Origin of the sequence: Idiomarina aquatica, from assembly GCF_004362895.1 — a bacterium.
Lineage (GTDB): Bacteria > Pseudomonadota > Gammaproteobacteria > Enterobacterales > Alteromonadaceae > Idiomarina.
In genome coordinates this window covers 171,200-195,311 of record NZ_SNXI01000002.1, presented here as the reverse complement: position 1 = coordinate 195,311, position 24,112 = coordinate 171,200, and the positions used below count along the sequence as shown (strand labels likewise).

The following is a 24,112-nucleotide window of genomic DNA, read 5'->3' as shown; positions in this document are numbered from 1 at the left end:
AGGCGCGAGCTACCGTAACAAACAAGTCACAACTGCAGTCGCTCGGCCACGAGCACGGCCTGGGTGCGGCTGTAGACGCCGAGTTTGCGGAATATGGCGGTGATATGCGCTTTAACGGTCGCTTCGGTAATATTAAGCTGGTAGGCAATCTGCTTATTCAGCAAGCCCTCGTGCAAAAAGTGCAGTACCCGATATTGTTGCGGTGTCAGCTCAGACACTTTGCGCGCCAGCTCCTGATCCTCGTCGGTAATGCTATCCAAGCGGCCGCGGGTTTCTTCAGGCACCCAGGTATCGCCCTGCAGAATTGTATCAATCGCCTCGGCAATTTTCGCCGACGACAGCGACTTAGGAATAAAACCGAGCGCCCCAAAACCAATGCATTTAGCCACAATCGATGCATCTTCAGAGCCGGAAATAATAGCCACCGGCAATAACGGAAAGTCTTCGCGAACACGGATCAGACCATACAGATCGCCACTACCCGGCATGTGCAGATCAAGCAATAACAGATCCACGTCATCATCTTGATTAAGCGCCGCCAGCGTCGAGTCCAGATCCTCCGCCTCACGCAAAGTCAGTTCTTCAAAATGATTACCCAGCGCACCCTGCAACGCCTCGCGGAACAACGGATGATCATCCGCAATCAAAAACTTAGCCATAATTATTCTTATCTTCGAAGCAATTGCTATAAGCTACCCAACTTGCCGCTAACGCGCAAGGCTGGGGATAATACCCTTCAGTCGTTCAATATCGCCATCACTGACTCCCGCTCGGGAAAAATGCACTTCCCAATCATCCACCAAGTCATGAATATCATTCACAATTGCTTGGGCTTTTTGCGCTGAAAGACCAAAGCGCTTGGCTTGCGATAATAAGTTTTTACGACTGGCAAAGCGACCTTCGTCACCCAGGCCAATTGCATGTAAACGCGTATTATTAACAGGCAAAACATCGTAAGCAGGTGACAATTGCCAACCTCCGCCTTTTAAGTGCCAAATTAACGCATGGTTGCGCCCGTGATCATCGGTGTTACCAATGAGGGCATTAAACACCATTCGTTTGTAGAGTTCTTCCGCGTCTTTGGCACGTCTGCTGTATCGTCGTAAGTACTCGGCCAGCGCTCCGTACGAGTACCATTTTGTTAACGCAGCCTCACTCACATGCCCTTCCAGTAGCAGCGAATTAGCACTTATAAGGTGGTGTGAAACATCTGTTCCACTGCGGTCAAAACGTCGCACTAGTAACAGATCTTCAACCCCATTGATTAATTCCGTTTCTGCAACGTTGACGTCATCAATCTGAGCCAATAACTGCATCGCGGCAAATTCTACCCGACAAATATTTATCAGATCGTCGCTGCGGTTGAATTTAACCAAATGCATTTGGTTATCATGGATTAATACGGTTTTAGGTCGAGCCCCTCCCATTGAATCACCATACTGAAAGGCCTTTTTGACCTCGACCGAGACGGTTTCGGCGGCTAGGATTTTGTTTTTACCCTCTACCAGTAAATTCAAATTATCCAATGAGTTTCGATTGGTGGGAGACTTCGATTTACTCCGCGAAAGACTAAAACTGAGCGCCCCGACACCCATTGAGGCCCCGGCAATAATAAATTCGAGTTCATTTTTTGGTTTGGTTTTGCGTAGTTGCAAAATTAGCTTGCGACCCCACGCGTCAGCACCAGCATCACTCAATACACCGAAAAGCCCCTTATTGACACGTGTCTCGTGGGTATTTTCTGTCAGCGGTAAGTGAATCGGATCAAGCGCAAAGGCATCTTGCCGTGCCAAATAGGATTTACCATAACGAAACCGCCCCAGTTGGTTCACCGCATCGTAATGAACCACTCCGCAAACTACCGGTTCGGTTTCTAGTCCCTCGACAAAAACATAGGCTTCAGAAATCATTTGGCAAATCACTTTCAGGTTTACGTTTTTTCCGCAGCGGCGCGTTGGCCAGGCGTGCATTCTGCTCATCGCCGACCGCAATATAGTCGTCCAGCAAACCCAAAAGTTCGAGGGCTGTGAATAAGGTCTCTGCATTCACCGGTTGGCCATTTTCCAAACGCGATAGCGTGGCAACGCCACACCCCACGCGCTGAGCAAAATCGGCTTGATCCATCGTTTTCGACCGGGTTCGTTTAACAATACTGCCGAGGGTAGTTAAGAATTCTTCAGATTTCATTTATCATATTTTATCAATTAGTAACTTATTTATTAAATATAGACTATTAATATACTACATCAAGTGATTCATAGATTTTGACTAAAGATAAAAAGCATGATTTATTGCTAAATAGCAAACTTAATGCTTTAATTTAACAAAGTTCGCTATTTGACTAACAAATGACTTCTCTCAATACTATCGGGCAAGCCTTAGCGGCTGAGCGGAAAAGCCGGAAACTCACGCAGCAGCAGGTTGCGCAGGCCACAGGTATCCATAAGAGCACATTGTCTGAAATTGAAAATGGTCGTTTTACCGGGTCATTAGATATTCTTTTACGCTACATTCATTATCTTAATTTTGATTTAGCGATCCAGCAGCGTCAGCATACGCTGCCCGATTGGGATGATCTTGATGATTTGTTTAAGGATGACGAATGACGAGCAAAATACTGCCGAAAAAGATCACGTCGATTAACGTAGCCAACCAACATGAAAAGCTTGGCTTGTTAACGCACGGCGCTGTTTATAATTACCACCCGACCTCAGATGACGTTTTTGTGTCGCTCACGATGACCCGCAGAGACCTACGAAGTTATAACAGTGGTGCGCTTCACCCCATTTTTAGTCAAAATTTACCTGAAGGATTCAACCGACGATTTATTGCTGAGCGACTTGCTCGGTATGCCAAACTGGATGACATGTACTTATTGGCATTACAGCAAAACAACGGCATCGGTCAATTATGCTACCAAAGCGAACTCCAACTTGATGACGTAGAGCCTTTGTCTTTAACCGATATTCTCGACTACCAAGGTACAGAATCGCTGTTCCCACAATTATTGGAACGATATTACTTACGCAACGCCGTTTCTGGCGTTCAGCCCAAAGTCAGTATTTCGAACATAACTGACCGAACTGTCCCGCAACCCGGGGTTATTGTAAAAACTTATGACGAAGCTTTCCCTCTACTGACCGTGAATGAATATGTTTGCATGCAAGCCGCTCATGCCTGCGGTTTGGCGCCACCGGCAACATATCTGTCTAACGATCTGCAGCATTTTGTGATCGAGCGCTTTGACCGGCCGAATGGCCAATGGCTAGGCTATGAAGATTTTACCACGCTGATGAAGCGCGCGAATACGCCTGATGCCAAATACCAAGGTGGTTACGAAGCTTTGTTACGCGCCACTATGCTTTATACCAATGACTTACAAGAAGTCACCCGCATGTATCGTTACATTGTGTTCAACTGCTTGATCGGCAACGGCGATGCACATCTCAAAAATTTTGCCCTGCAATACACGCCTGACATGAGTGAAGTTTTTGTAAGTCCTCCTTTCGACATCACTCATACACTGATTTACGAGGACATCGATAATAAGATGGCGTTGAAAATGGCGGGCTCGAAGGAGTTTCCTTCGTTCAGTCATTTACTTGCATTGGCCGATGGACCTGGATTTAAAATAAGAGGCGCAAAAGACATAATTCATGAGTTTGCTCAACGTATCGAGGAGCTTTTAGTAGATAGCGAAGAGGTAAAGCTCATTGATGGATTAAAGGAATCCATTTCACGGCATCTATCCCGAACAATGCATCAAACAGCAACGGTTAGCACTTATCGGCATGACAAGAAACGCAAATACCCGTAGCCTGCGTCCTGACGCAGGCAAACACCCTCGCGCCAGAGCGCGAGCTACGATCTTGCTCGTAGCGTGCGTCCTGACGCACGGGTGGGTTCAGTCGCGTCAGGACGCGACGTACAAGATCGTCGGGACACGACCTATGCGTTTTTGCGGTGCTCGATGAGGTCGTCGACCACGGACGGATCGGCGAGGGTTGAGGTATCACCGAGGCTGTCGAACTCGTTCGCAGCAATCTTGCGCAGGATACGGCGCATGATTTTGCCGGAACGTGTTTTCGGCATACCGGTTGTCCAGTGGATCAAATCCGGGGTCGCAATCGGGCTTAACTCAGAGCGTACCCAGTTACGCAGCTCTTTGGTCAGCTCGTCAGTTACCTCGACACCTTCAACCGGGGTCACGTACACATAAATACCCTGCCCCTTGATGTCGTGCGGATAACCCACCACAGCAGCTTCAGCAACCGCTTCGTGCGCAACCAGCGCACTTTCGATTTCAGCGGTACCCAAACGGTGGCCGGATACGTTTAGTACGTCATCCACACGGCCGGTGATCCAGTAGTAACCATCGGCATCGCGGCGTGCACCGTCACCGGTAAAGTACACATTCTTATAGGTCGAGAAGTAAGTTTGCTCAAAGCGTTCGTGATCGCCCCACAGCGTGCGCATTTGTCCCGGCCAGGAGTCTTCGATAATCAAACCGCCTTCAGCTTCGCCTTCCAGTTTATTGCCTTCGTTGTCCACCAACGCAGGTTTAACACCAAAGAACGGCCGTGTTGCCGAACCCGGTTTAAGATCGGTAGCACCCGGCAGCGGCGTGATCATGATGCCGCCGGTCTCGGTCTGCCACCAGGTATCCATAATCGGGCATTTACCGTTACCAATGCGCTCGTGGTACCAGGTCCAGGCTTCCGGGTTAATCGGCTCGCCGACACTACCCATGATGCGCAGACTTTCGCGCGTCGAGGTTTTCGCCGCCTCGTCGCCCTTGGCCATCAAGGCACGAATAGCAGTAGGCGCAGTGTATAAAATCGTTACTTTATGCTTATCGACAATTTCGCCGATGCGGCCTACACCGGGATACGTTGGCACACCTTCGAACATCAAGCTGGTCGCGCCGTTGGCAAACGGCCCGTAAACAATATACGAGTGGCCGGTAATCCAGCCGACGTCAGCCGCACACCAGTAAATATCATCGTCGTGGCAATCAAACACATACTCGTGGGTCATTGATGCGTAGACCATATAGCCACCGGTAGTATGCACAACGCCTTTTGGCTTACCGGTTGAACCCGACGTGTAAAGAATAAACAGCGGATCTTCGGCGTCCATTACTTCCGGTTGGCATTCACTGCTTACATCGCCCACTAGCTCATGCCACCAAACATCGCGGCCGTCCGTCCAGTTAACATCGCCTTCTGTAACCTGCGCGACAATCACGTGCTCCAGCGTCGGGCAGGCGTCGTCGTTTAGCGCTGCGTCGACGTTCTTTTTAAGACCAATAGTGCTGCCGCCGCGGCGGCCTTCGTCGGCGGTAATAATCGCCTTCGCTCCACAGTCATTAATGCGGTCAGCGATGGCATTAGGTGAAAAGCCACCAAAAATGACCGAATGAACAGCGCCAATACGGGCACAAGCCAACATCGCGTAGGCTGCTTCTGGTACCATAGGCATGTAGATCGCCACGCGGTCGCCTTTGCCAATACCTAATTTTTTCAGGCCATTAGCAAAACGAGATACCTCTTTGTGTAACTCGCGATAGGTGATGTGTTTGTCTACACTCGGGTCGTCGCCTTCCCAGATAATCGCCGTTTTGTCGGCTTTGTCGGCAAGATGGCGGTCAACACAGTTGTAGCATGCGTTTAAGGTGCCATCTTCAAACCATTTAACATTAACGTTGCCCGGCTCGAAGGTGGTGTTTTTGACTTTTGAATAGGGGCTGAACCAGGTAATACGTTTGCCTTGCTCACGCCAAAAACCTTCGGGGTCATCAACGGATTGTTGGTAAAGCTCTAAATACTTGTCGTTATCTAATTTTGCTGTTTGCTTAATGTGATCCGGCACTTTATATAGTTGCGACATTACCACTTCCTCCTTATTCGCTTAATGACTCATTTGTACGGAATACGCGGGCTGAACACTATTAGACCATAGTCTAGATTGCGAAAAATTGAACAATTACCCAGAATTAATGGCGTTTATAAAGCTTCTTGGCTCACAAAAAGTAAGCATAAAAACTTGGCTGACACGGGAGAACAGATGATGGCCTCAAGTAAAAAGAACACGTTTAAATTAACAGCGGCAGCAGCGGCTGTTTTAGGCGTTGCCAGCTTCGGCGCGCAAGCACAGGAAACTGATTTTGACTTTGGCGGTTACGTAAAACTGGACATGTTAGTGTCTGATTATGCCGATGGCCAGGCGCCATCCAGCGCCAACATTGGTCGCCAACAATACATTCCCAGCATTACGCCGGTCGGCGGCGAAGGCGATGACCTGACCACCGATTTCCATGCACGCCAGTCGCGGTTCTTCTTTACCACCAATACCGAACTCGATAACGGTCAGACGCTGACCGGCCACATCGAAATGGATTTTCAGTTAACCCCCGACGGTGACGAGCGCATTTCTAACTCCTATAACCCGCGCTTGCGTCAGGCGTTCTTAAAGTACGGTAACTGGACCTTCGGGCAAACCTGGTCAAACTTCCAGGATCTGAACATTCTGGCCGAGTCAGTCGACTTTATCGGTATTACCGACGGCATTATCTTTAACCGCCAGGCACAAATTCGTTACACCTCGGGCGGTTTTAGCGCCTCTATCGAAAACCCTGAAACTACCGTGACGCCTGCCGGCGGCGGCCGTATTATTTCCAGCGATGGTTTTATGCCGGATGTAACCTTTAAATATTCGGGCAAGAGCGACAATTTGTCGTGGCAGGGTTCAGTCTTGTTGCGTCAGTTGACCTATGATGTGGGCCAAACTGGTGACGATGAAACCACCTTTGGTTACGGTGTCAGCTTAGGTGCCAAGTACACCTTTGGTATGGACGACATTCGTGCATCAATCACTACCGGCTCAGGTTTAGGTCGCTATTTGGGTCTGAACACCTGGAACGGCGCTTACATTGATGCTAATGGCGAACTGGAAGCGATTGATTCGACCGGCATTTCGTTTGCGTACCGTCACTTCTGGACCGAAAAACTGCGTTCCAACGTCGTTTACTCGCGCGGTTGGGCTGACAACGACGATGCGTTGCTGACATTGGCAGGCGACATGACCGAATACACCGAACGCCTGGCGTTTAACGTAATGTATTCAGCCGCCTCTAACCTGACCTTCGGTGCCGAAATTTCACAAGCATCACGCGAAACCGAAGCCGGTGTTGATGGCGATTTGAATCGTCTGCAATTGATGGCGATGTATAAGTTCTAAACACTTGGGGCCTTCGGCCGGGGTAGGCTCGCTGCGCTCGCGGTGTAGCGTGCTGCCTTCGGCGCACGGGTTTAGGCGCTTCGCGCGTTAAACCCTAAACCGGCCGAAGGCCCTAAACCGCGAGCGCAGCGAGCCTAAACCCTCACCCCAACCGCTTTAGCCGATAAACGCATGCCGCCGGACTCTAATAGTTTCGTAACTATGGATAGTCGTGGATCGGTATTGCCTTTCTCAATATCGCGCAATGTTTTATCCGATATCCCCATGAAGCGCGCATAGTGCGCCTGGCTCATACCATATAAATCAGATCGGATTATTTTTATCGCTTCACCCACAGAAAGCTCACCGTTCGACAGGCCATCCTCTATTGCTTGCATTATAGCTCTGCGTTTTTCTACCGGCAGATCAGTCATAGGTGACTCCAAAATTTCTTAACTTGTTCGGAAGGTCGCGAAAACCAATGGCTGGGAACTCAAAAATACTCTCTGGACAACCATAGTGTTCTAGTCGTTCAGGTACCCCAACTAAGCGCTGTGCCAAGTCATTCAAAAATGCCAAAAGATCTTCCGGAGCACAAAAATCGTCCAATGCCTTAACGATGAGATCAAATCGCACCTGGCCGCCCGATTCAAAGTCACTCCCCCACTTAAACAGTCGTGTCACCATTTCCGGATCTGCCTTCATCGGCGCGAAATCATAAATAGGTGCAAACTGAATATCACCCTCAAACTTTAAAAACGAAATATTGCGTCCGTGGTTATCCGAATTACCAAACACCAGGTTAAGCAGATCTCGCGCTAAATATTGCTTTGCGAAGTCATCACTAGACATGCATGTGCTGCTTTTTATTTTTTTCCACACCCGTCTCATTACGTCAAAATGATTCTGATAACTACCAGGACCTGTATTGATGATGGAATAGATGCTTTCCATACCGATCCGACTTGCAACGCCATCCTTAGTCTGAATATCAAACCGGGGCAACCACAGACTAACTTGTGACTCATGTTCAAGCGTCAGCATATGACTAACGGCGATAGTTTCTATCGGTGTATCGGCCAGCAATTCATCAAGAACTTGGTAAAAAACGCCCTCAGCTCGCAGAATATCGTTATCACGCGTCGAGCGTGTATTTCGAGCGAACTTGGTCAAATAAGGAATTGCAGCAAGCGGTTTACCAGCAAAGTCTCCGTCAATATAAACTTGATCATCCTCCACCATTAACAACAGTTTAGGTGCCACGCCACCGGCACCTGTTGCACCACCAACAGCAGCCCCCTGTGCATTCGCATATTCAAGAAAGTCGTGTTGCAACCTGGCAACATCAGAAATATTAAAGCGCTGTGCATTGACACCCGCAAGCGCCGGAACCGCCTCTTTAATGCGCATATTGCCAATCGGCGACATACAGGCATGTGTGAGGAGTGCATAGTTTTGTGCAAACTCACTACGTCGGCTCATATTCAAATAATTAAGCCACCAAACACGGGACTTACCCACGGGAAGCAAATCGTCAAGCAATGCCGGCCAGTTTGGATAATCTATCGGAGCGACCGATACCGGCGCATTGACACTGCAAGCCCAGCAGTCAGAAACACCGTAATGTGGACTATCTTTAAGGTATTCGTGTAAATAGGTTAATGTGACGCCGTCATTCATTCGCTCGCCTTTAAAGTTTAAACGAGCAGCGTCCCACCACCTTCCTTTATTAAACAGCTGGAGCGTTATTTCACTCATATTCAACCCGGTAGTTTGTTTCCGCTTTATATGTACTATAGACATTAAAACGGTAATATTCTACCGTTTATATTGAGGATTGCATAATAATCGGTAGCAAACTACTGTTCGAATATTAAAAGTCGCGTTGGGGCGCGACGTACAAACCGTTTGTCCCGATGTCCCACATATCCTACGTGGTGTTGCGCTTTCTTCTATCCTTTTCGCCTGTTGCTGACGCTATTCTTGTTCTCCTTTTACATCGGGAGAAACGAACATGGACGTGCATACTTTTTCACGCTCGTTGGTGGCAGTTGCTGTTGCGGCTTTGCTTATTGGTTGTGGTGCAGAAGAGGAAGATGGCGGCAACAATGTCGCGATTGATATCGAAAACCAGCCACCCACGGCTGAAGCCAGCAATTGGCAAACGGTCGATATGCTCACCGAGGTTACTATCACCGGCAGTGGCGAGGACGCTGATGGCACCATTGTAAAAGCCGAGTGGAATCAGGTTGCCGGGCCGAGCGTCACGCTGACCTCTTCAGACGCAAATCAAATTACCTTTACCGCGCCGGAGGTTAACGATGGCGATGTCGAAATTATTAGCTTTGAATACACCGTAACCGACAATCATGGCGCCACCGACAGCGATATTGCCGATGTCGAGGTGGTTTACAAAGCCGACCCGGTGGCTAAAGTTCAACCCAAAGTTCGAGCGTTAGAAGTCGCGACCAGCGCCTTCTCTAACTATGACTTATCGGAACATTTTAAATTATCATCAGCGCTATCAGAGAAGGCCATGTACAGTGACCTGGGTTTTATAAGAGCCATCCAAACACCGGACTACCAGATACTGTTTTTGACTAAAGCGGACGACCAAAGCCTGATTGCTCCCTCGCTGATGGATACCGAGTCCAGCAAATGGCGTGGTGGTGATCACGATATAACGGTGGATTCAATCGCCCTCGGCACAGTGGCAATGCTGCCGATGATGATGGGATACAGCCGCGCCGACCGCGCATTGATACTTGACGAGGTAAAAAAACTACCGCTGTTTGAGGACTTTAAGAAAACTATCGAGCACGGCATAGCCACTGACTTCAAGAACTTGATGAATTACGACGTGTTTCCGGAAGTCTACCATAGCGCATTCGCGGCCTTTGAGGCGGCAAGCAGCGCACTGGGCAGCACTCAATGGTATCCGTTAGTAGCCGATTCCACTGGTTTTATTCAGCCGGAGAATCAGCACCAGTTCGTTGCCAGTAATTATTCCGGCGCCTACTACGACATTAACACACAACACGACAAAGTCGCTTTGGCCTATCCACGGGCTGTTGGTTGGGAACTGTTTGGCGATTTAAGTACCCTTGTTACAGAGCGTGTTTTTAGTACCGATGACTTCCAGCAGTTGTCGTTAACTAAAAATGCTCCGGCGACGCTGATTCATGGGTTGTGCCGGGTACTGGATGCGATTAACTGGTGTCCGCTGACCAGTGCGGCCATCGGGCAACTTACCGCTGAACAGCTAAAACCATTCCTGCACAACGCGATTCAGCAAACCTCCGGCAACTCGCCACATCGCCTTTATGCCGAGTTCCTCAACTGGATGCGTGATGAGCAAAATTGGCGCAATTTTAGCAGCCTGATGTTTGAAGGCTTATCAGTTATTGACCAGGGCGGAGATATTGATGGCAATGTATCGCAGATTCATTTGCAGGCCGCTAAGTCATTTTTTGACAATGCCGCCAAAGCGTTAAGAACCTATGAAGCTTATACCGCAGAGCAAGCGCATCCGGTATTTGCCCGTGATTTTTTGCTGGGGACGGAGCAATTAAGCTGGTGTTTCGAACAGGTTGAAACCGACGGTTATACGCACTTCGAAATGACATGCGATAAAACCCCACCGGTTGGCGTAATTACCCATGATAAAGAGCTGGACGAAATCAGCGTCGGTGACAGCATAACTTTTAGTGCCGAAAAGTCGTTCGGCAGCAACGAAGAACCGTCAGCCTACGAAGTACGCTGGGACTTTAATAACGACAACAGCTTCGATACCCAGTGGTCCTTTAATCACACCGCCGCAACCTCTTACACAGAGCCCGGCGAATACGAAGTCATCATGGAAATCCGCGCCGGCACCAGCGATGTCGACCGCACCATGGCGCGAATCGTCGTTAAGTAGCGTGCGTCCTGACGCACGGCAACATCGCAAGAAAATTCTGTACCGTGCGTCCTGACGCACGGTACTACAAACTCCGGCGAAGTTTCTCTGCTGTCGGTTGCAAGGTTGATTCAAAAAAGTCGGATGAAATATTCATTGCACCGGCAGCTTCTTGATAACGCTCCAAATTGTCACTAAATCCTTCCAACGCTTTTTTCAGCCCCTGTATGACAACTTTTTCGCTGTAATGATTTGCAGCCTCTCGCAGCGACGAGTCAGGGATTGGGCCCCAGGCTGCGGCCATCGCGACAATATCAAATATATCTTTATAGGGCTTTTGGCCGGCTCGGTCAGCATTAGCAAGCAGTTTGGTCGTGAAACACGAAGTCTGATCAATAAAAGGTACTGGGAAGAGACTGTTTCGTGCGTCTTTAGCTAATTGATAATCATCGAACGCCACGAATTCAAGTTTAACTTGCTCGCCATTCTGCTCTAAAAATGTCCTGACGCCATATCGATCAAAACGAATTTCGGGTACATAAGTAAATTCGCGTCTAACTAACTCACCCAGTGACTGCGATGTAACTTGACGTCGAACGGCCCGGTAAGCCTCTTTATTGGCACATAAAAAATCGATATCAACAGAGGTACGATACTCTTTTAGTTCGAGTGCTATGCGGGTGCCACCGCCAAATAAAATATTGTGGGAACCAAGGTACTCGTGATTGAATCCTTGTAGCAACTGTTCGATCAGTTGATGGTGAGGTTGCGTGTAAGCCACTGGCTGATAGCTTTCCATCAGGCAACTGCGGGCAGAAAGATGCCAAATTCCTTCGTTAGTCCTGCAATCAGTTTACGCTCCTTGGCTGTCAGCTCAGTTTCAAACAAAAAGCGCCAGCGATCTTCATAAATCGTTATTGCCTCTTTATGCGTAAAATATTGCTGTTTGGTATCCCACAGTAAGCGATCAAGCTGCGGATACTGATTACGATCAATTAACTCCATCGGGCTTCCTCACCGTGCTATAACCGTAAAACAAGCATAATTCAGTGGTAATTTTTTGTCCAGCGATCGACCTACCGAATAAAATACCCTGTACCGTGCGTCCTGACGCACGCCCGGCATCGCAATGTCGCGTCAGGACGCGACGTACAGCAGTCGATAGCCGAGCTTTTTAAAGGTGGCGGCTTCGTCATCGAGCTGGGCCTGCAGCACGGCGTCTAAGCGGGCGGCTTTAGTTAGTTTGAGCGTCAATTGGCTCTCTTTAACGCTAACGCCGTCCACTAGCCGCCGGTCCTGCCGGTCACTGTTAATGACCACCGCCAGCCGCAGAATTAAAATCAGCTTTACCAGCTGGCTCTGATCAAATAATGCCAACTCGGGAAATTCTTCCGGTTTGAGTTTTTTCCGAAAAAACCGCACCACCGTGGCTAATAATCGCTGCTCTTCGGCATTAAAACCCGGCATGTACGCATTGCTGAGGATATAACCAGAATGTTTCTGTACCCCGCTGGCACTGATACTCAAGCCGACTTCGTGCAGCTTGGCAGTACCTTCCAACAACAACTCCATATCGTGCGAGTCAATCTGCCAAACCGCAGCCACAGCCTGATAAAGCTGACAAGCGGTGCGCCATACCCGGCTTGCCTGCGCCTCATCGACCGAATACCGTTGTGCCAAACTATAAATCGTTCGTTCACGCACGTCCTCGAGGCTCAGCACTTCCTGCGCCAGTTCGTACAAAACGCCCTCGCGCAGCGCAGCATCATGAGGTTGCAGACGCTCCAGTTCCAGCTCTTCAAATATCCCAATTAATACCGCCAGGCCACCCACTATCGATACGCGTCGATCGTCAGAAATCACCTCGGTTTGCAGATTATCAACATGCTTCGCCGCAATCAGCTGGTCGCGGCATGCCAACAAATCGGCCATGGTTAACCCGCTTGCGGAGGAATTTATCGTTTTACTCACCCACTGGTAAATCGCCTTGACGGTGCCCGATGTACCGTAAACCGCCTGCACCCGTTTGCCGGCAAGCGCATTAGCAACCGGTTCAATCTGTTGGCGCACATAAACCACAGCCTTATCGAAGCGCTTGGCGCTAATTTTACCGTCGTTAAAAAACTGCGTTGTGCACGCCAGACTGCCGACACTGCGCGAACTCAACACCGACGCCTGTTTGTTTTTACCAAAGGCAAACTCACTACTGCCGCCGCCAATATCAATCACCAGCTCGCCGACACTATCGGCGATGGTCTCGCTGACCCCACGATAGATCAAACGCGCTTCTTCGCGCCCGGAAATCACCTCAATCGGGAACGGCAGAACCTTAGCCGCAGCCGCTAAAAATTGCTTGCGATTTTTTGCCCGCCGCAAGGTGTGCGTCGCCACCACTTTAACGCTATCAGTAGTAAATCCTTCCAGCCGCACCGCGCATTGTTTTAACGCTTCCAGCCCGCGGGCAATCGCGGCATCTGACAAATAACGCCCATTCAGACCCTGCGCCAGCTGTACCGGCTGCTTAAATTTAAAAATCGGCTGTAACTGGCCTTCAACCAGTCGCGCAATAATCAGGTGGAAACTGTTCGAGCCCAAATCGAGCGCGGCAAACTGCTGTTGAGACGGGCTATTCGCGCTCATAGTCATGACTCCGGCGTTTAAAATAACGGTAAATCGCCGTCTGCGATCGCAGCAGGCGTGATTTTTTGGTCTTACGTTTACCCGCCTGTTCGCGCTCAATGACGTACGTGTTGCGTTGTTCAGCATCAATCACCCGCGACTTAGCCCGATCACGCCATTGTAATTCCATCACCTGTAATACATCCTGGCGGGCATCTGCATCGCGCACCGGCACCGCAACTTCCACCCGATGATCAAGGTTGCGGGTCATTAAATCCGCGGAGGCAATAAACAGTTCCTGCTGTCCGCCATGTTCAAAATAATAGACCCGCGGGTGCTCCAGGTAACGGTCAACAATACTGCGCACTTCGATGTTTTCGCTCAAATCTTTGACCCCGGCGCGCAATGCGCACATACCGCGCACGATCGCCCGGATCTTTACTCCGGCTCGCGACGCCCGGTACAACTGCACAATCAAGCTGTCATCAACCAGGTTGTTTACTTTGATAAATATCGCCGCCGGCCGGTCCTGCTGAGCCTGTTCAATTTCGTACTCGATATAATCGGTCAGCCGCTGCCGCATGGTCACCGGCGCCACCATCAGCTCTCTGAATTTTGTCTGCCTATACGGTTGCTCAAGATAATTAAAAACATTATCGACATCCGCCGTAATCGCGTTATCGCAGGTAAACAGGCTAAAATCGGTATACACCTGCGCGGTACCTTCGTGGAAGTTACCGGTACCGATCACCGCATAGCGGCGCTCGGTAATACCTTCACGGCGATGTACCAGCACCAGTTTCGAGTGCACTTTTAAGCCATGAATACCAAAACTGACATGCACTCCCGCTTCGGTAAGTTCCTTCGCCCACTCTATGTTGGCTTCCTCGTCAAACCGCGCCTGCAACTCTACCATCACGGTAACGTGTTTGCCGTTTTGTACGGCATCGGTCAACGAATGCAGAATACGCGAGTGCGGTGCTACCCGATAAATACAAATGGCAATACGGGTCACATTCGGGTCATACGCGGCCTGACGCACAAACTCGGTAAAATGAGCGAAGCGGTGGTACGGGTAATACAGCAAAATATCGCTGCTGCGAACGGCATCAAAAACGTTGTCGAAACGGTAGAACTTTGGGTGCAACAGCGCCGGCTGCCGCGGATGTTCCAGCGACGCTCTCCCGTAATTCGGAAACTTAGCGAAGTCTCGCGTATTACGGTAACGACCGCCAGCGACCAAGGAATCAAAGCGGTTCAGATCCAGCTTTTCACTTAAAAACACCAGCATTTCATCGGGCATTTTCTTATCGTAAACCAGACGCACAGGGTCGGCCTTAAAGCGCTGCTTAAGCCCTTCTTCCATACGCTCAAGAATACTTTGCTCGATGTCATCAGACGGATGGTATTCAGCATCACGGGTCATTTTGAAAGAGAACGCCCGCAACCGCTTAAACGGCACAATGCCGCGGAACAGTTCATCAAGATTCAGCTGCAGGATATCGTCTAAAAACAGGATCTTATGATCCCGTGTGCGACCGCTGGTGGGTAATTTGATAAAACGATCCATGGCATCAGCGGGTACTTCGATCAGCGCATAGCGTTTATGATTATCATCGAGGATTTCGACACACAGATAGTTCTCGTCCTCGCGCAGCACGTTGCGTAGGTCGGTTTTTTCGGTAACCAGAATAGGTACCAGATGGCGGCGGACTTTTTCGATAAAAAAGAACTTAACCCGCTGTTTTTCGTCGACATTGAGCTGATGAGGCTCGAGCAGGTGGATGTGGTGTTGCTTTAAAGCACTGACAACTTGCGGCAAGATCGCATCAAATTGCTGCTGTAGCTCGTTAACCTTGCTTTGCAGCTGCGCCATCAGGCGTTCATAGCGGCTGCGTTCTTCCTCAGACTGACTAAAGAAGATGTGTCGCCGCACGGCGGCCACCCGCACCTGAAAGAACTCGTCCATATTGCTGGAAAAAATGCCCAGAAAGCGCATTCGTTCCACCACCGGCACCGCAGCATCCGCCGCTTCCTGCAGCACCCGCTCGTTAAACGACAACCAACTGAGTTCTTTGTTGAAAAACTTCATTCCGCCACCAGCCCTGACGCTTGTTCGACCCATACTCGCGCCAAAGGCGCGAGCTACTGTAGCTTGCGCCTTTGGCGCAAGTTTATCGAACGATGTCGATTAACCTTTTGCCCAATGCGGTGTTATCCATGTACCCACGGAATTGGTCGGCATTGGGGCCGGTGGCAAAAACCGGGACATCAACGGCAGTATGGCCGCTGCCGGTCCAGCCGGTACCGGTAATGTCGCCGGTAATGTAAACCAGCGCATTGTGCAATGCCTCCTCGCGCGCTTCGCCCTGCTGCTCAGCAGCCAGCGCCAGCTCGTCGATATAGTCCTGGGTCAATTCAGAATTAACCTTGTCAGCAACGTAATCAGCCCACTGATCAGCATCCATTTCTAACAGCTCACCGCGCATGGTAGCGATAGAGCTCTCAATCGCCATCACCCGATCCGAGTACCAGGCATATTCGCCATCACGGCCCAGCGTTAGCCCGCCGGTCGAGTGGTCAGCCGTCATCACAAACAAGGTATTCGGGTTCTCAGCAATAAACTCGTTAACCACTTCCAGCGTTTTATTTAACGAATCCATCTCGTGCACCGCACAGGCGATATCGTTAGCATGGCCACACCAATCAATCTGGCTGCCTTCAATCATTAGCGCAAATGGCTTGTCTTCTGCCGACAATAAACGCAATGCTGTAGAGGTCATACGCGCAAGTGAGTCTTTACCTTCATCGATAGCATGCGGCAGGCCTTTCGGCGCAAACAAGCCCATTACCGGAGCCTGCTCTACCTGATCCAGCATCTGCATATCCTGAATCACCTGCAGCCCATGTTGCTGTAACAACTCGACCCAGTTTTTATCGTCACGGATAAAATACTGCTGACCACCGCCTAATAACACATCGTAAGACGCTTCGTCTTTGATGTATTGCTGCGCCATCAAATCCGCGATTTCGTTGTACTCATAGCGCGACGGGTGATGTGAGAAAAACGATGCCGGCGTCGCATGGTTCACCTGTGAGGTGGATACTGACCCAGTCATATAGCCACTATCTTTGGCGTATTCCATCACCGTTTTTAACGCGGTTTTGTCGTTATCCATACCAATGGCGCCGTTGTAGGACTTCTCGCCCGCTGCCAATGCCGTTGCTCCCGCTGCCGAATCCGTTACCCAGGTGTCATCCTCGGGATATGTGGTGGCAGCCCCGGTCAGGTAGTGATCAAACTGGGTTTCCGCGATGTCCTTGGTCTCTAAATTCGACATGGCATAACGGTATGCGCTGATAAACTCAAAGCCCATACCATCGCCAATCACATAAATAATATTCGGTTTCTGGTGGTCGTCAGCAACAGCCGAAGTGGCTAACAAAGCGACCGACGCCGCGAGAAGTGTACGTTTCATGATTACGTCTCCATGAGGATATTGCCAGCAATCCTACCGCGAGTTTGTTACAGGAGCAAGACAGGGACACTCGCCAACCCGTACCGTGCGTCCTGACGCACGTCCGCAATGTCGCGTCAGGACGCGACCTACGAAATAAAGAGCCACATCCTGAAGCAATAAATATGATCTTGATCATATGTTAATTTAGTGTAATAAAGGAACATGTCATCTTAATGACAAACAAACTGTCTGAGTTTAAATCACAGGGAAAAAAACAAAAATGAACAACTCATTTAAGTATTCGTTGTGTGCATTAGCCATAGGTGCGGTGTTTGCGTCGCCTGTCAGCTATGCACAACAGGACGAGGCGCAAGCCGAAAACGATCGCTTAGAGCGCATTCAGGTAACCGGTTCACGGATCAACCGTACCGACATGGAAGGCGCATCACCGGTTGAAGTCATCTCGCGAGATGACATTGAAGCCTCAGGTTTCAACAACCTTCAGCAATTACTCGAACGTCTGCCATCAGCCGGTGTCGGTACCTTCTCTACTCAGGGGAACAGCCAGGACACCACCGCTAACGGCTCAGCCGCAATCTCGTTGCGCGGCTTTGGTGCTGACTCAACATTGGTGCTGCTTAATGGTCGCCGCGTCGCGGTATCATCGTTCGCCGAGGGTGTAGCTAACTCCTTCGTCGATATCAACACCATTCCGGTTGCCGCTATCGAGCGCATCGACATTCTAAAAGACGGTGCATCTGCTATTTACGGTTCTGACGCCGTTGCCGGTGTTGTCAACATTATCCTGCGTGACGATTTTGTCGGCACCGAGCTCTCTGTTAGCCACGGTGGTACCACCGGCGATGTTAACTATGAAGAGACCAGCATGAGCCTGGTATGGGGTACCGGTGACGATAAAGGTAACACCACCGTTATCATGGACTACTGGAAAAACACCTCAATTTTTGGCGCTGAGTTTGGTCGTAATGGCACCGCTAACCAAGCCCCTTACGGCGGAAACGACTTCCGCTCATCGCGTGGTTTCCCGGGTAGCTTCATCGTTGACGGCGCCGAGCAACCGGATCCGGATTGCCCACCGAGCTCAACAGTTGGTACGCGCTGCGTCTTTGACTACGGCCCTTATGCACAAATCTTCCCGGAAGCAGAACGCGTGGGCGCTATCATTCAGTCACGTCGTGAGCTAAGCCGTGACGTTGAGGCCTATATCGAAATTGCGGCACAACATAACCGCTCGATGGCCGGTGGTGCACCGACGCCATTGGACGCAGATGCCGGCCTGTATGTCCCCGCTGATCACCCCAATAACCCTTGGGGCGAACGTGTTGATATCAACTTCTTCCGTACTGTTGATGCCGGCGCCCGTATCTGGGACGTCGAGTCTGACACCCTGCGTTTTATTGCCGGACTGCGCGGTGATTTAGACGGCTGGAACTGGGATGTGTCGTACCAGAAAGGCCGCAGTGAAGGCATGCAAACCGGTTCGCGTGAGCAAGGCTGGGTGCGCACAGACTTCCTGCAGGAGCAAATCAACTTAGGTAATTACAACCCATTCGGCGGTACCATCAATGACCCGGCGGTTATCAACGATATCACCACCTCACTGGTACGTCGCGGCGAGTCGCACTTAACTGCAATGGACGCCAGTATTGCCGGCGAAGCATTCCAGCTGGGCGACCATTGGGTCTCGATGGCAGCAGGTCTTGAGTACCGTGAAGAAGACGTATTTGACCAACCGGATGATCAGTTCCAGCGGGGCTTAATCTTCGGTACCGAGTCTGTGCAGGCCGAAGCTGCGCGTGACCAATGGGCCGCGTATGTCGAGTTCCTGGTACCGATTACCGACCAGCTCGAGCTTACCGCAGCCGGCCGCTACGATGATTACAGCGACTTTGGCTCGACCTTTAACCCGCAGTTTAAACTGCAATGGCGCCCGTCGGATGACGTCACCCTGCGTGCATCGTACGGTGAAGGTTTCCGTGCACCATCGTTGGCACAAATTGGCCTAGGTCCGTCACAAGTTTCAACCTTCTTTGTCGATACCTTCCGTTGCGAAGCCGACAACGAGAGCTGTGTGCCGTTGGATTACACCATCGTATTCTCTGGTTCAGATGGCCTGGAGCCGGAAGAGTCATCAAACTACAACATTGGTGGTATCTGGCAGGTGACTGACGCGTTTGATATCTCGGCAGACTACTGGTCAATCGAACAAGACAACAAGATTGTTCAGAACGACTTCGAGAATGTCTACGCAGCAAACTGTAATGACCAAAACAGTACCGTTTGTGAGCGTCGCGACCCGCTACCGGGCGACCGTTTAGGTGAGCTGGCGGTGTTGTACAACACCTACGTGAACTTATCGAGCCAGGAAGCAGCCGGTCTGGATTTCTCTGCTAACTACACCTGGCAGGTACAGCAACTGGGCGATATCCGTTTAGGCGTTGACTGGTCTTACATGAGCAAGTTCGAGAAAGACGGTATCGACTATGCCGGAGAGTATGAGTATCCGGAGCACCGTTGGACGGCTCGTGCCGAGTGGGCACGTGACGCCTTTGGCGTTAACCTGAACCTGAACTACATCGGAGAGTTCGAGGATTACCAGGCGCCAGCAGATGTTGAAGCATCAAAAACACGGATGGTCGACAGCCAACTATTGGTTGATTTACAAGCCTACTACGATGTGACTTCAAACTTCCGTGTCACGCTGGGTTCAACCAATTTGTTTGACGAAGAGCCACCGGAAGCGTTTAACAACGACCTGTACGGTTATGCGCCAAGCGTGCACAACCCGCGCGGTCGCTTTGTTTACACCAAGCTAAGCTACTCGTTCTGATAGCCAAGTCGCGCCGCGAGGCGCGACGTACGGTTCGCTCTAACAGCGTAGCTCGCCGCCTTCGGCGCGAGCAAAACACGTTAGATAAAAAAAGCCTGATTTCATATCGAAATCAGGCTTTTTATTTGTCGCGCTAAAGCCGCAATCTACTGTGTGCTGCGCAACTGCTCAACAATCTCGATATCAACACCTGAAATGCCATCAACACCCATCATGTCTCTGCGCAATTGCAGCATATCCGTACCGGCTTCTGCTTTCAGTAACGCTAGATTCAAACGATCGTAACGACGCTCCACCGCCAGTCCAAACTGCTGTGCTAACGCATCAATATTTTGATCGTTAATCAGTACCGCAACAATACCCGATACCTCGCCTGGCTCACCGGATAGCGTATTCACCACTTTAGTACCGGCAATAAGCCGACCCGCCGCACGATCTGACACCTGTGCTGAGTCAATTTCACTACTGTCCACACGGTATTGTTTGTAACTTTTTGACGCTAATAACGGCGCATTACCGACCGCTTCAACAGGTTTTAGCAACGGCTCCTGTGCCATAACGCTAGTCACCATGAACGCAGATGAGAGGCTCATAAGAACCACAGTTTTCATTAATTTCATGCTTATTCTCCTCGCGTTTATTGATGCCCAAAGGCACGGAAATCAATGTGTTCAAACACTGACGGCACTGAATTATTGCTAAACGTTTCTTCGGCAGACAAGTTAAGCCCGCGCGCATCAGCAGTCAGGTCATCACCATTAACGTCGACCAAACGTATGGTCCACTCACCGCGGAGGTTCTCGCCATAAAACGCATTAGCTAAGAACGTCGTGTTCTCCAGAATATAATCACTGCAGAAGCCATCAGCTCCGATGTTAAGCGCTTGCAAGCCAGACAATAACTGAGTGGTTGTACCTGCCGGTGACGTCAGCTCGATCGCAAGGTCGTTACCTGCTGTCGTCAATCCACACACCGCCTCTCCGGAGTCGTTAACACTCGACAAGTCGTCATTACTAACGGTTAACTGAACCTGAATACCTTCTAACGTCAGATCACCATCAACCGTAAAGCTATAGCTCACACCCTCTGCATTATTATCCGGGATTTCAAGCGCTTGCTCTGGTGAAACACTCATCCAACCGGTACTCAGCAACTGTCCTAGTGAGCCTGGCTGCCATTCCTTTGCCAAGCTTACGGCGGCGCCTGCATCAACACGACCAAAGCCGTATTTTAAGTTGAACGCGTAACCGGCTGCATTCTCTATCCAGCCCGGATCGGCGACAAATTCACCACTACCCGCTGGAATCACAACACCCAGATCCTCTGCGTCAACCTGCGTTGAGGTATTGGCAAGGACGTGACGAATTTCACGTGCGCTTAGCGCGGGGTTCGCTGAACCAATCAAGGCCACCACACCTGAGGCATTCGGTGCAGCAGATGACGTTCCGTTAAAGGTCGAGGTATAATTACAGTTTGGATTTTCAGGGTGGCCCGGCGCGTTAAACGGCCGTGTGCCCGCGAAATAGCCAGGAATTCCGGTCTGACTGTCAATTGCATCCTGATAAGGGAAGCCACTGTAACCTTGTAAACACGTTGACTGGTCAGTCGTTACCATCGCTGGCTCAATCTCACCATATTCACCCGCCGGCGCTGCGACAAAAACGTTAGAGCCAGCTGTCGAATAGCTGGTGTGAGTACCGTCAGCATTAACAGCGGCTACTGTTGTTGTAAAAAAGTTCGCGTTAGAAGGGTCCAGATTGCCGTTAAGGCAAGTCAGACCGTATTGAGCAGCGCCCGAGGCCGAGCAAATATTGCTGAACAAGCCGGCATTGCCGGTATTATTGAATGCGTTACCTGCTGACTTCACGTTTACAGCGCCCAGGCCGTTACGCAACTCCGTTGCTGTGTATTGTTCATAAGTACTTTCAGCAACCGACGTATACAATGCAAATGGCAACGAAATGCCGTAACTCCGGTTATACGCAACTACAGGGTCAGAGTCTGATACTCCACTGCCCGGTAAACCGTGGCTTAACGCCAGGTTGAGCATGGTTTGTGTACCCTGACCACCCAAAAAGTTTAAGCCGAATAATTGCGCTTGCGGTGCAACGCCACGTCCGCCTTCGTCGTTACCGGCGACCGCTGCAATCAAACCACCCACGGATGTACCGTGATCGCCAAATACGGAGGTACTGGTCGGATCCATTTTATTGCTGGCATCCGGAATGAAATTCAGTGATTTGTTCGGTGCGATATTCGCTTGTAAATCCGGGTGATTGATTTCCAGGCCTGAGTCGACTACAGCAACCATCATCCCCTGACCGTAGGCTCCCTGTGCATGGGCCTCGATCACGTTCATATCGTTGCCGGCCACCGAAACGCTGTCGTCAATAAAGTTTGCGCGCGCTTGCTCTTCGGGCCAGCCCAGAACGTTAACTAAAAATGCGATGAATTCTTCACTTTGCGCATAGGCTTTTTGCCCTGTGTTGCGCAAGTGCCACTGTTGGTAGGCCAGCGGGTCGCCGGCGATGCCAGAAACTTGTACCTGCGCTGTGGTCGTTTCCTGACCGTCACTGACTTGCACATTGATGGTTGCCGGCGCCGTGGTTAGTGGAATATATGAGAAGTGACCACTACCATCGATAGAAACCGTTCCGGGGGTTTCTCCTCCTTCAGAAGCCACGACACTTGCTGAAAAAGATAACGAATCATTGTTCGCATCGGTAGCGGTCACTTGACCGGTTACGGGGACCCATTGTAGGCCGCCGTCTATGTTCTGTGCGCTCACATCCGGAGCAAAGTTGGTATCTCCATCACCACCACAGGCGGTCAAGCCCATAAGTACTGCTGCTGACAGCGCGGTCAGCTTAAAGGTATTTCGCGCCATAATGCCCTCTTCTTGTTGTTATTAACGTGCGTCGGGACGCACGCTACAAATTACACAACCTGTACCGTGCGTCCTGACGCACGTATTGGTTTTTCAACAAGTTGTATAATCTCAAGGGCACATTCTATTAACTTTCTTTAACAAGTTGTAACGGAGAGTGTTACAAAGTGTTTCTAACATTTAACTTTTATGGATGTAAGCGATTTCAGGTCGGAGATGTTAACAGGTATGACCTGAATCTTAAAATGCCGTTAGTCGCTCGAATTGTACGATTGATCTCGTGTCGCGAACCTAAACCGAGCTCGGGTTTGGGACCTACGGTCGGTTTGGGCTCGCTTTGCTCGCGGTTTAAGGGCGTGCAATAAAGTACGGGTTCAAAAACGATTCTTTTTGATTGTAGAGCAACGGTTCACCATCCACTGTGGTCACCGACCCACCTGCGGCAGTCAAAACCGCGTGCGCAGCAGCGGTGTCCCATTCAGACGTGGGCCCTAAGCGGGGGTAAACATCGGCTTTGCCTTCCGCTACCAGACAAATTTTTAACGAACTGCCCATCGGCACCATTTCGTAGGGCTTGCCTAACTGCTCCAGCCAGTCGGTGGTTTCCTGCGAGGCATGGGAACGCGAACCGACGACTCGCAGCGTTTGCGGTGATTCATGACATACAGTAATAGCCTCACCGTTCAAGCGGGCGCCTTTATCACGCTCACCAATGTACATAGCATCTAAATCAGGCGCGTAAACCACACCCAGAATCGGTTGGCCTCGTTCGATCAAGGCAATATTGACAGTAAACTCGCCGTTGCGCTTGATAAACTCTTTAGTGCCATCCAGAGGGTCAACCAGCCAATAGCGATGCCAATGCTTGCGCAGCTCCCAGTCGATATCAGCGGATTCTTCAGAGATAATGGGATATTGAACATTCAGTTTACGCAAACCATCAACGATAACCTGGTGCGCGGCAAGGTCGGCTTTGGTCAGCGGGCTGTCGTCGCCCTTCAGCTGAACATCAAAGTCCTCACTTTGGTAAATCGCCATAATCGCCGCACCTGCGTCACGCGCGATTTTTTCTAGTTCCTTTAGCAATGTGTGCTCCATATCGGGTGTCTTCGTCGTACGTCGCGTCCTGACGCGACCGGTTCTTGCCGTGCGTCAGGACGCACGCTACGGATCTGCTT

19 protein-coding genes are annotated in these 24,112 nt (G+C 50.3%); 5 read left to right on the top strand and 14 right to left on the bottom strand.

All coding sequences use genetic code 11. The annotated features are described in order from the left end of the window. Positions 1 to 26 precede the first annotated feature (26 nt). From DEU29_RS02865 to DEU29_RS02855, 3 genes are read right to left on the bottom strand one after another with little or no spacing between them, the layout of a single operon-like run. On the bottom strand, positions 27 to 659 hold the full coding sequence (locus DEU29_RS02865) for a response regulator (RefSeq protein ID WP_133538733.1): 633 nt from the start codon (positions 657 to 659) through the stop codon (positions 27 to 29). A 48-nt stretch (positions 660 to 707) separates the two neighbouring features. Next, the gene (locus DEU29_RS02860; RefSeq protein WP_133538732.1) at positions 708 to 1,910 is read right to left on the bottom strand and encodes a type II toxin-antitoxin system HipA family toxin; all 1,203 of its coding nucleotides are present in this window, start codon (positions 1,908 to 1,910) and stop codon (positions 708 to 710) included. Further along, positions 1,900 to 2,187: a helix-turn-helix domain-containing protein gene (locus DEU29_RS02855; protein ID WP_133538731.1), complete on the bottom strand. Its 288-nt coding sequence runs from the start codon at positions 2,185 to 2,187 to the stop codon at positions 1,900 to 1,902. The genes DEU29_RS02860 and DEU29_RS02855 overlap by 11 nt, the downstream gene beginning before the upstream one ends. A 161-nt stretch (positions 2,188 to 2,348) precedes the next feature. Here DEU29_RS02855 and DEU29_RS02850 point away from each other — a divergent pair, with 161 nt between their 5' ends. Then, on the top strand, positions 2,349 to 2,606 hold the full coding sequence (locus DEU29_RS02850; RefSeq protein ID WP_133538730.1) for a helix-turn-helix domain-containing protein: 258 nt from the start codon (positions 2,349 to 2,351) through the stop codon (positions 2,604 to 2,606). Continuing rightward, complete coding sequence (locus tag DEU29_RS02845; RefSeq protein WP_133538729.1) at positions 2,603 to 3,817, top strand: type II toxin-antitoxin system HipA family toxin; 1,215 nt, start codon at positions 2,603 to 2,605, stop codon at positions 3,815 to 3,817. Before DEU29_RS02850 ends, DEU29_RS02845 begins: the two co-directional genes overlap by 4 nt. 131 nt (positions 3,818 to 3,948) lie before the next feature. On the opposite strand, the gene acs is transcribed toward DEU29_RS02845, so the two are convergent. Further along, positions 3,949 to 5,889 (bottom strand): acetate--CoA ligase, encoded by a 1,941-nt coding sequence (gene acs, locus DEU29_RS02840; RefSeq protein ID WP_133538728.1) that lies wholly within the window; start codon positions 5,887 to 5,889, stop codon positions 3,949 to 3,951. Between the two features lie 177 nt (positions 5,890 to 6,066). Between acs and DEU29_RS02835 the strand changes: the two genes are divergently transcribed. Next, positions 6,067 to 7,239 (top strand): DcaP family trimeric outer membrane transporter, encoded by a 1,173-nt coding sequence (locus DEU29_RS02835; RefSeq protein WP_133538727.1) that lies wholly within the window; start codon positions 6,067 to 6,069, stop codon positions 7,237 to 7,239. A gap of 134 nt (positions 7,240 to 7,373) precedes the next feature. Here the strand turns inward: DEU29_RS02835 and DEU29_RS02830 are convergent, their stop codons facing one another. Further along, the gene (locus tag DEU29_RS02830; protein ID WP_133538726.1) at positions 7,374 to 7,652 is read right to left on the bottom strand and encodes a helix-turn-helix domain-containing protein; all 279 of its coding nucleotides are present in this window, start codon (positions 7,650 to 7,652) and stop codon (positions 7,374 to 7,376) included. Continuing rightward, positions 7,645 to 8,898, bottom strand: a complete 1,254-nt coding sequence (locus DEU29_RS02825) for a HipA domain-containing protein (protein ID WP_243734452.1) — start codon at positions 8,896 to 8,898, stop codon at positions 7,645 to 7,647. Before DEU29_RS02825 ends, DEU29_RS02830 begins: the two co-directional genes overlap by 8 nt. A gap of 334 nt (positions 8,899 to 9,232) precedes the next feature. Between DEU29_RS02825 and DEU29_RS02820 the strand changes: the two genes are divergently transcribed. Beyond that, a complete protein-coding gene (locus DEU29_RS02820; protein WP_133538724.1) occupies positions 9,233 to 11,137 on the top strand; it encodes a PKD domain-containing protein in 1,905 nt (634 codons plus the stop codon). Between the two features lie 64 nt (positions 11,138 to 11,201). Here the strand turns inward: DEU29_RS02820 and DEU29_RS02815 are convergent, their stop codons facing one another. The 5 genes from DEU29_RS02815 to DEU29_RS02795 all read right to left on the bottom strand — a co-directional run bounded on the left by DEU29_RS02815 (position 11,202) and on the right by DEU29_RS02795 (position 17,214). Then, complete coding sequence (locus tag DEU29_RS02815) at positions 11,202 to 11,915, bottom strand: nucleotidyl transferase AbiEii/AbiGii toxin family protein (RefSeq protein ID WP_133538723.1); 714 nt, start codon at positions 11,913 to 11,915, stop codon at positions 11,202 to 11,204. Continuing rightward, on the bottom strand, positions 11,915 to 12,121 hold the full coding sequence (locus DEU29_RS02810; RefSeq protein WP_133538722.1) for a hypothetical protein: 207 nt from the start codon (positions 12,119 to 12,121) through the stop codon (positions 11,915 to 11,917). The genes DEU29_RS02815 and DEU29_RS02810 overlap by 1 nt, the downstream gene beginning before the upstream one ends. Before the next feature lie 132 nt (positions 12,122 to 12,253). Further along, entirely contained in the window at positions 12,254 to 13,756 is a 1,503-nt protein-coding gene (locus tag DEU29_RS02805; protein ID WP_243734451.1) for an exopolyphosphatase, read from the bottom strand. Further along, on the bottom strand, positions 13,743 to 15,827 hold the full coding sequence (gene ppk1 / locus DEU29_RS02800; protein ID WP_133538720.1) for a polyphosphate kinase 1: 2,085 nt from the start codon (positions 15,825 to 15,827) through the stop codon (positions 13,743 to 13,745). Before ppk1 ends, DEU29_RS02805 begins: the two co-directional genes overlap by 14 nt. Positions 15,828 to 15,909: 82 nt before the next feature. Further along, positions 15,910 to 17,214, bottom strand: coding sequence for an alkaline phosphatase (locus tag DEU29_RS02795; RefSeq protein WP_133538719.1), 1,305 nt, complete (start codon positions 17,212 to 17,214; stop codon positions 15,910 to 15,912). A gap of 262 nt (positions 17,215 to 17,476) precedes the next feature. On the opposite strand from DEU29_RS02795, the gene DEU29_RS02790 reads away from it, so the two are divergent. Next, positions 17,477 to 20,047, top strand: a complete 2,571-nt coding sequence (locus DEU29_RS02790; protein ID WP_133538718.1) for a TonB-dependent receptor — start codon at positions 17,477 to 17,479, stop codon at positions 20,045 to 20,047. A 146-nt stretch (positions 20,048 to 20,193) separates the two neighbouring features. Here the strand turns inward: DEU29_RS02790 and DEU29_RS02785 are convergent, their stop codons facing one another. The 3 genes from DEU29_RS02785 to cysQ form a co-directional block, all read right to left on the bottom strand. Next, entirely contained in the window at positions 20,194 to 20,667 is a 474-nt protein-coding gene (locus DEU29_RS02785) for a hypothetical protein (RefSeq protein ID WP_133538717.1), read from the bottom strand. Between the two features lie 17 nt (positions 20,668 to 20,684). Then, entirely contained in the window at positions 20,685 to 22,934 is a 2,250-nt protein-coding gene (locus DEU29_RS02780) for a S8 family serine peptidase (protein ID WP_133538716.1), read from the bottom strand. A gap of 348 nt (positions 22,935 to 23,282) precedes the next feature. Next, a complete protein-coding gene (gene cysQ, locus DEU29_RS02775) occupies positions 23,283 to 24,032 on the bottom strand; it encodes a 3'(2'),5'-bisphosphate nucleotidase CysQ (protein ID WP_208107601.1) in 750 nt (249 codons plus the stop codon). Positions 24,033 to 24,112: the final 80 nt, after the last annotated feature.

Coding starts and splice junctions, on each gene's coding strand:
- DEU29_RS02790 (WP_133538718.1), top strand. CDS start 17,477: ATGAACAACTCATTTAAGTATTCGTTGTGTGCATTAGCCATAGGTGCG.
- DEU29_RS02810 (WP_133538722.1), bottom strand. CDS start 12,121: ATGGAGTTAATTGATCGTAATCAGTATCCGCAGCTTGATCGCTTACTG.
- DEU29_RS02850 (WP_133538730.1), top strand. CDS start 2,349: ATGACTTCTCTCAATACTATCGGGCAAGCCTTAGCGGCTGAGCGGAAA.
- DEU29_RS02805 (WP_243734451.1), bottom strand. CDS start 13,756: ATGAGCGCGAATAGCCCGTCTCAACAGCAGTTTGCCGCGCTCGATTTG.
- DEU29_RS02845 (WP_133538729.1), top strand. CDS start 2,603: ATGACGAGCAAAATACTGCCGAAAAAGATCACGTCGATTAACGTAGCC.
- DEU29_RS02855 (WP_133538731.1), bottom strand. CDS start 2,187: ATGAAATCTGAAGAATTCTTAACTACCCTCGGCAGTATTGTTAAACGA.
- DEU29_RS02835 (WP_133538727.1), top strand. CDS start 6,067: ATGATGGCCTCAAGTAAAAAGAACACGTTTAAATTAACAGCGGCAGCA.
- DEU29_RS02865 (WP_133538733.1), bottom strand. CDS start 659: ATGGCTAAGTTTTTGATTGCGGATGATCATCCGTTGTTCCGCGAGGCG.
- DEU29_RS02830 (WP_133538726.1), bottom strand. CDS start 7,652: ATGACTGATCTGCCGGTAGAAAAACGCAGAGCTATAATGCAAGCAATA.
- ppk1 (WP_133538720.1), bottom strand. CDS start 15,827: ATGAAGTTTTTCAACAAAGAACTCAGTTGGTTGTCGTTTAACGAGCGG.
- DEU29_RS02820 (WP_133538724.1), top strand. CDS start 9,233: ATGGACGTGCATACTTTTTCACGCTCGTTGGTGGCAGTTGCTGTTGCG.
- DEU29_RS02785 (WP_133538717.1), bottom strand. CDS start 20,667: ATGAAATTAATGAAAACTGTGGTTCTTATGAGCCTCTCATCTGCGTTC.
- DEU29_RS02780 (WP_133538716.1), bottom strand. CDS start 22,934: ATGGCGCGAAATACCTTTAAGCTGACCGCGCTGTCAGCAGCAGTACTT.
- DEU29_RS02815 (WP_133538723.1), bottom strand. CDS start 11,915: ATGGAAAGCTATCAGCCAGTGGCTTACACGCAACCTCACCATCAACTG.
- DEU29_RS02825 (WP_243734452.1), bottom strand. CDS start 8,898: ATGAATGACGGCGTCACATTAACCTATTTACACGAATACCTTAAAGAT.
- DEU29_RS02860 (WP_133538732.1), bottom strand. CDS start 1,910: ATGATTTCTGAAGCCTATGTTTTTGTCGAGGGACTAGAAACCGAACCG.
- cysQ (WP_208107601.1), bottom strand. CDS start 24,032: ATGGAGCACACATTGCTAAAGGAACTAGAAAAAATCGCGCGTGACGCA.
- acs (WP_133538728.1), bottom strand. CDS start 5,889: ATGTCGCAACTATATAAAGTGCCGGATCACATTAAGCAAACAGCAAAA.
- DEU29_RS02795 (WP_133538719.1), bottom strand. CDS start 17,214: ATGAAACGTACACTTCTCGCGGCGTCGGTCGCTTTGTTAGCCACTTCG.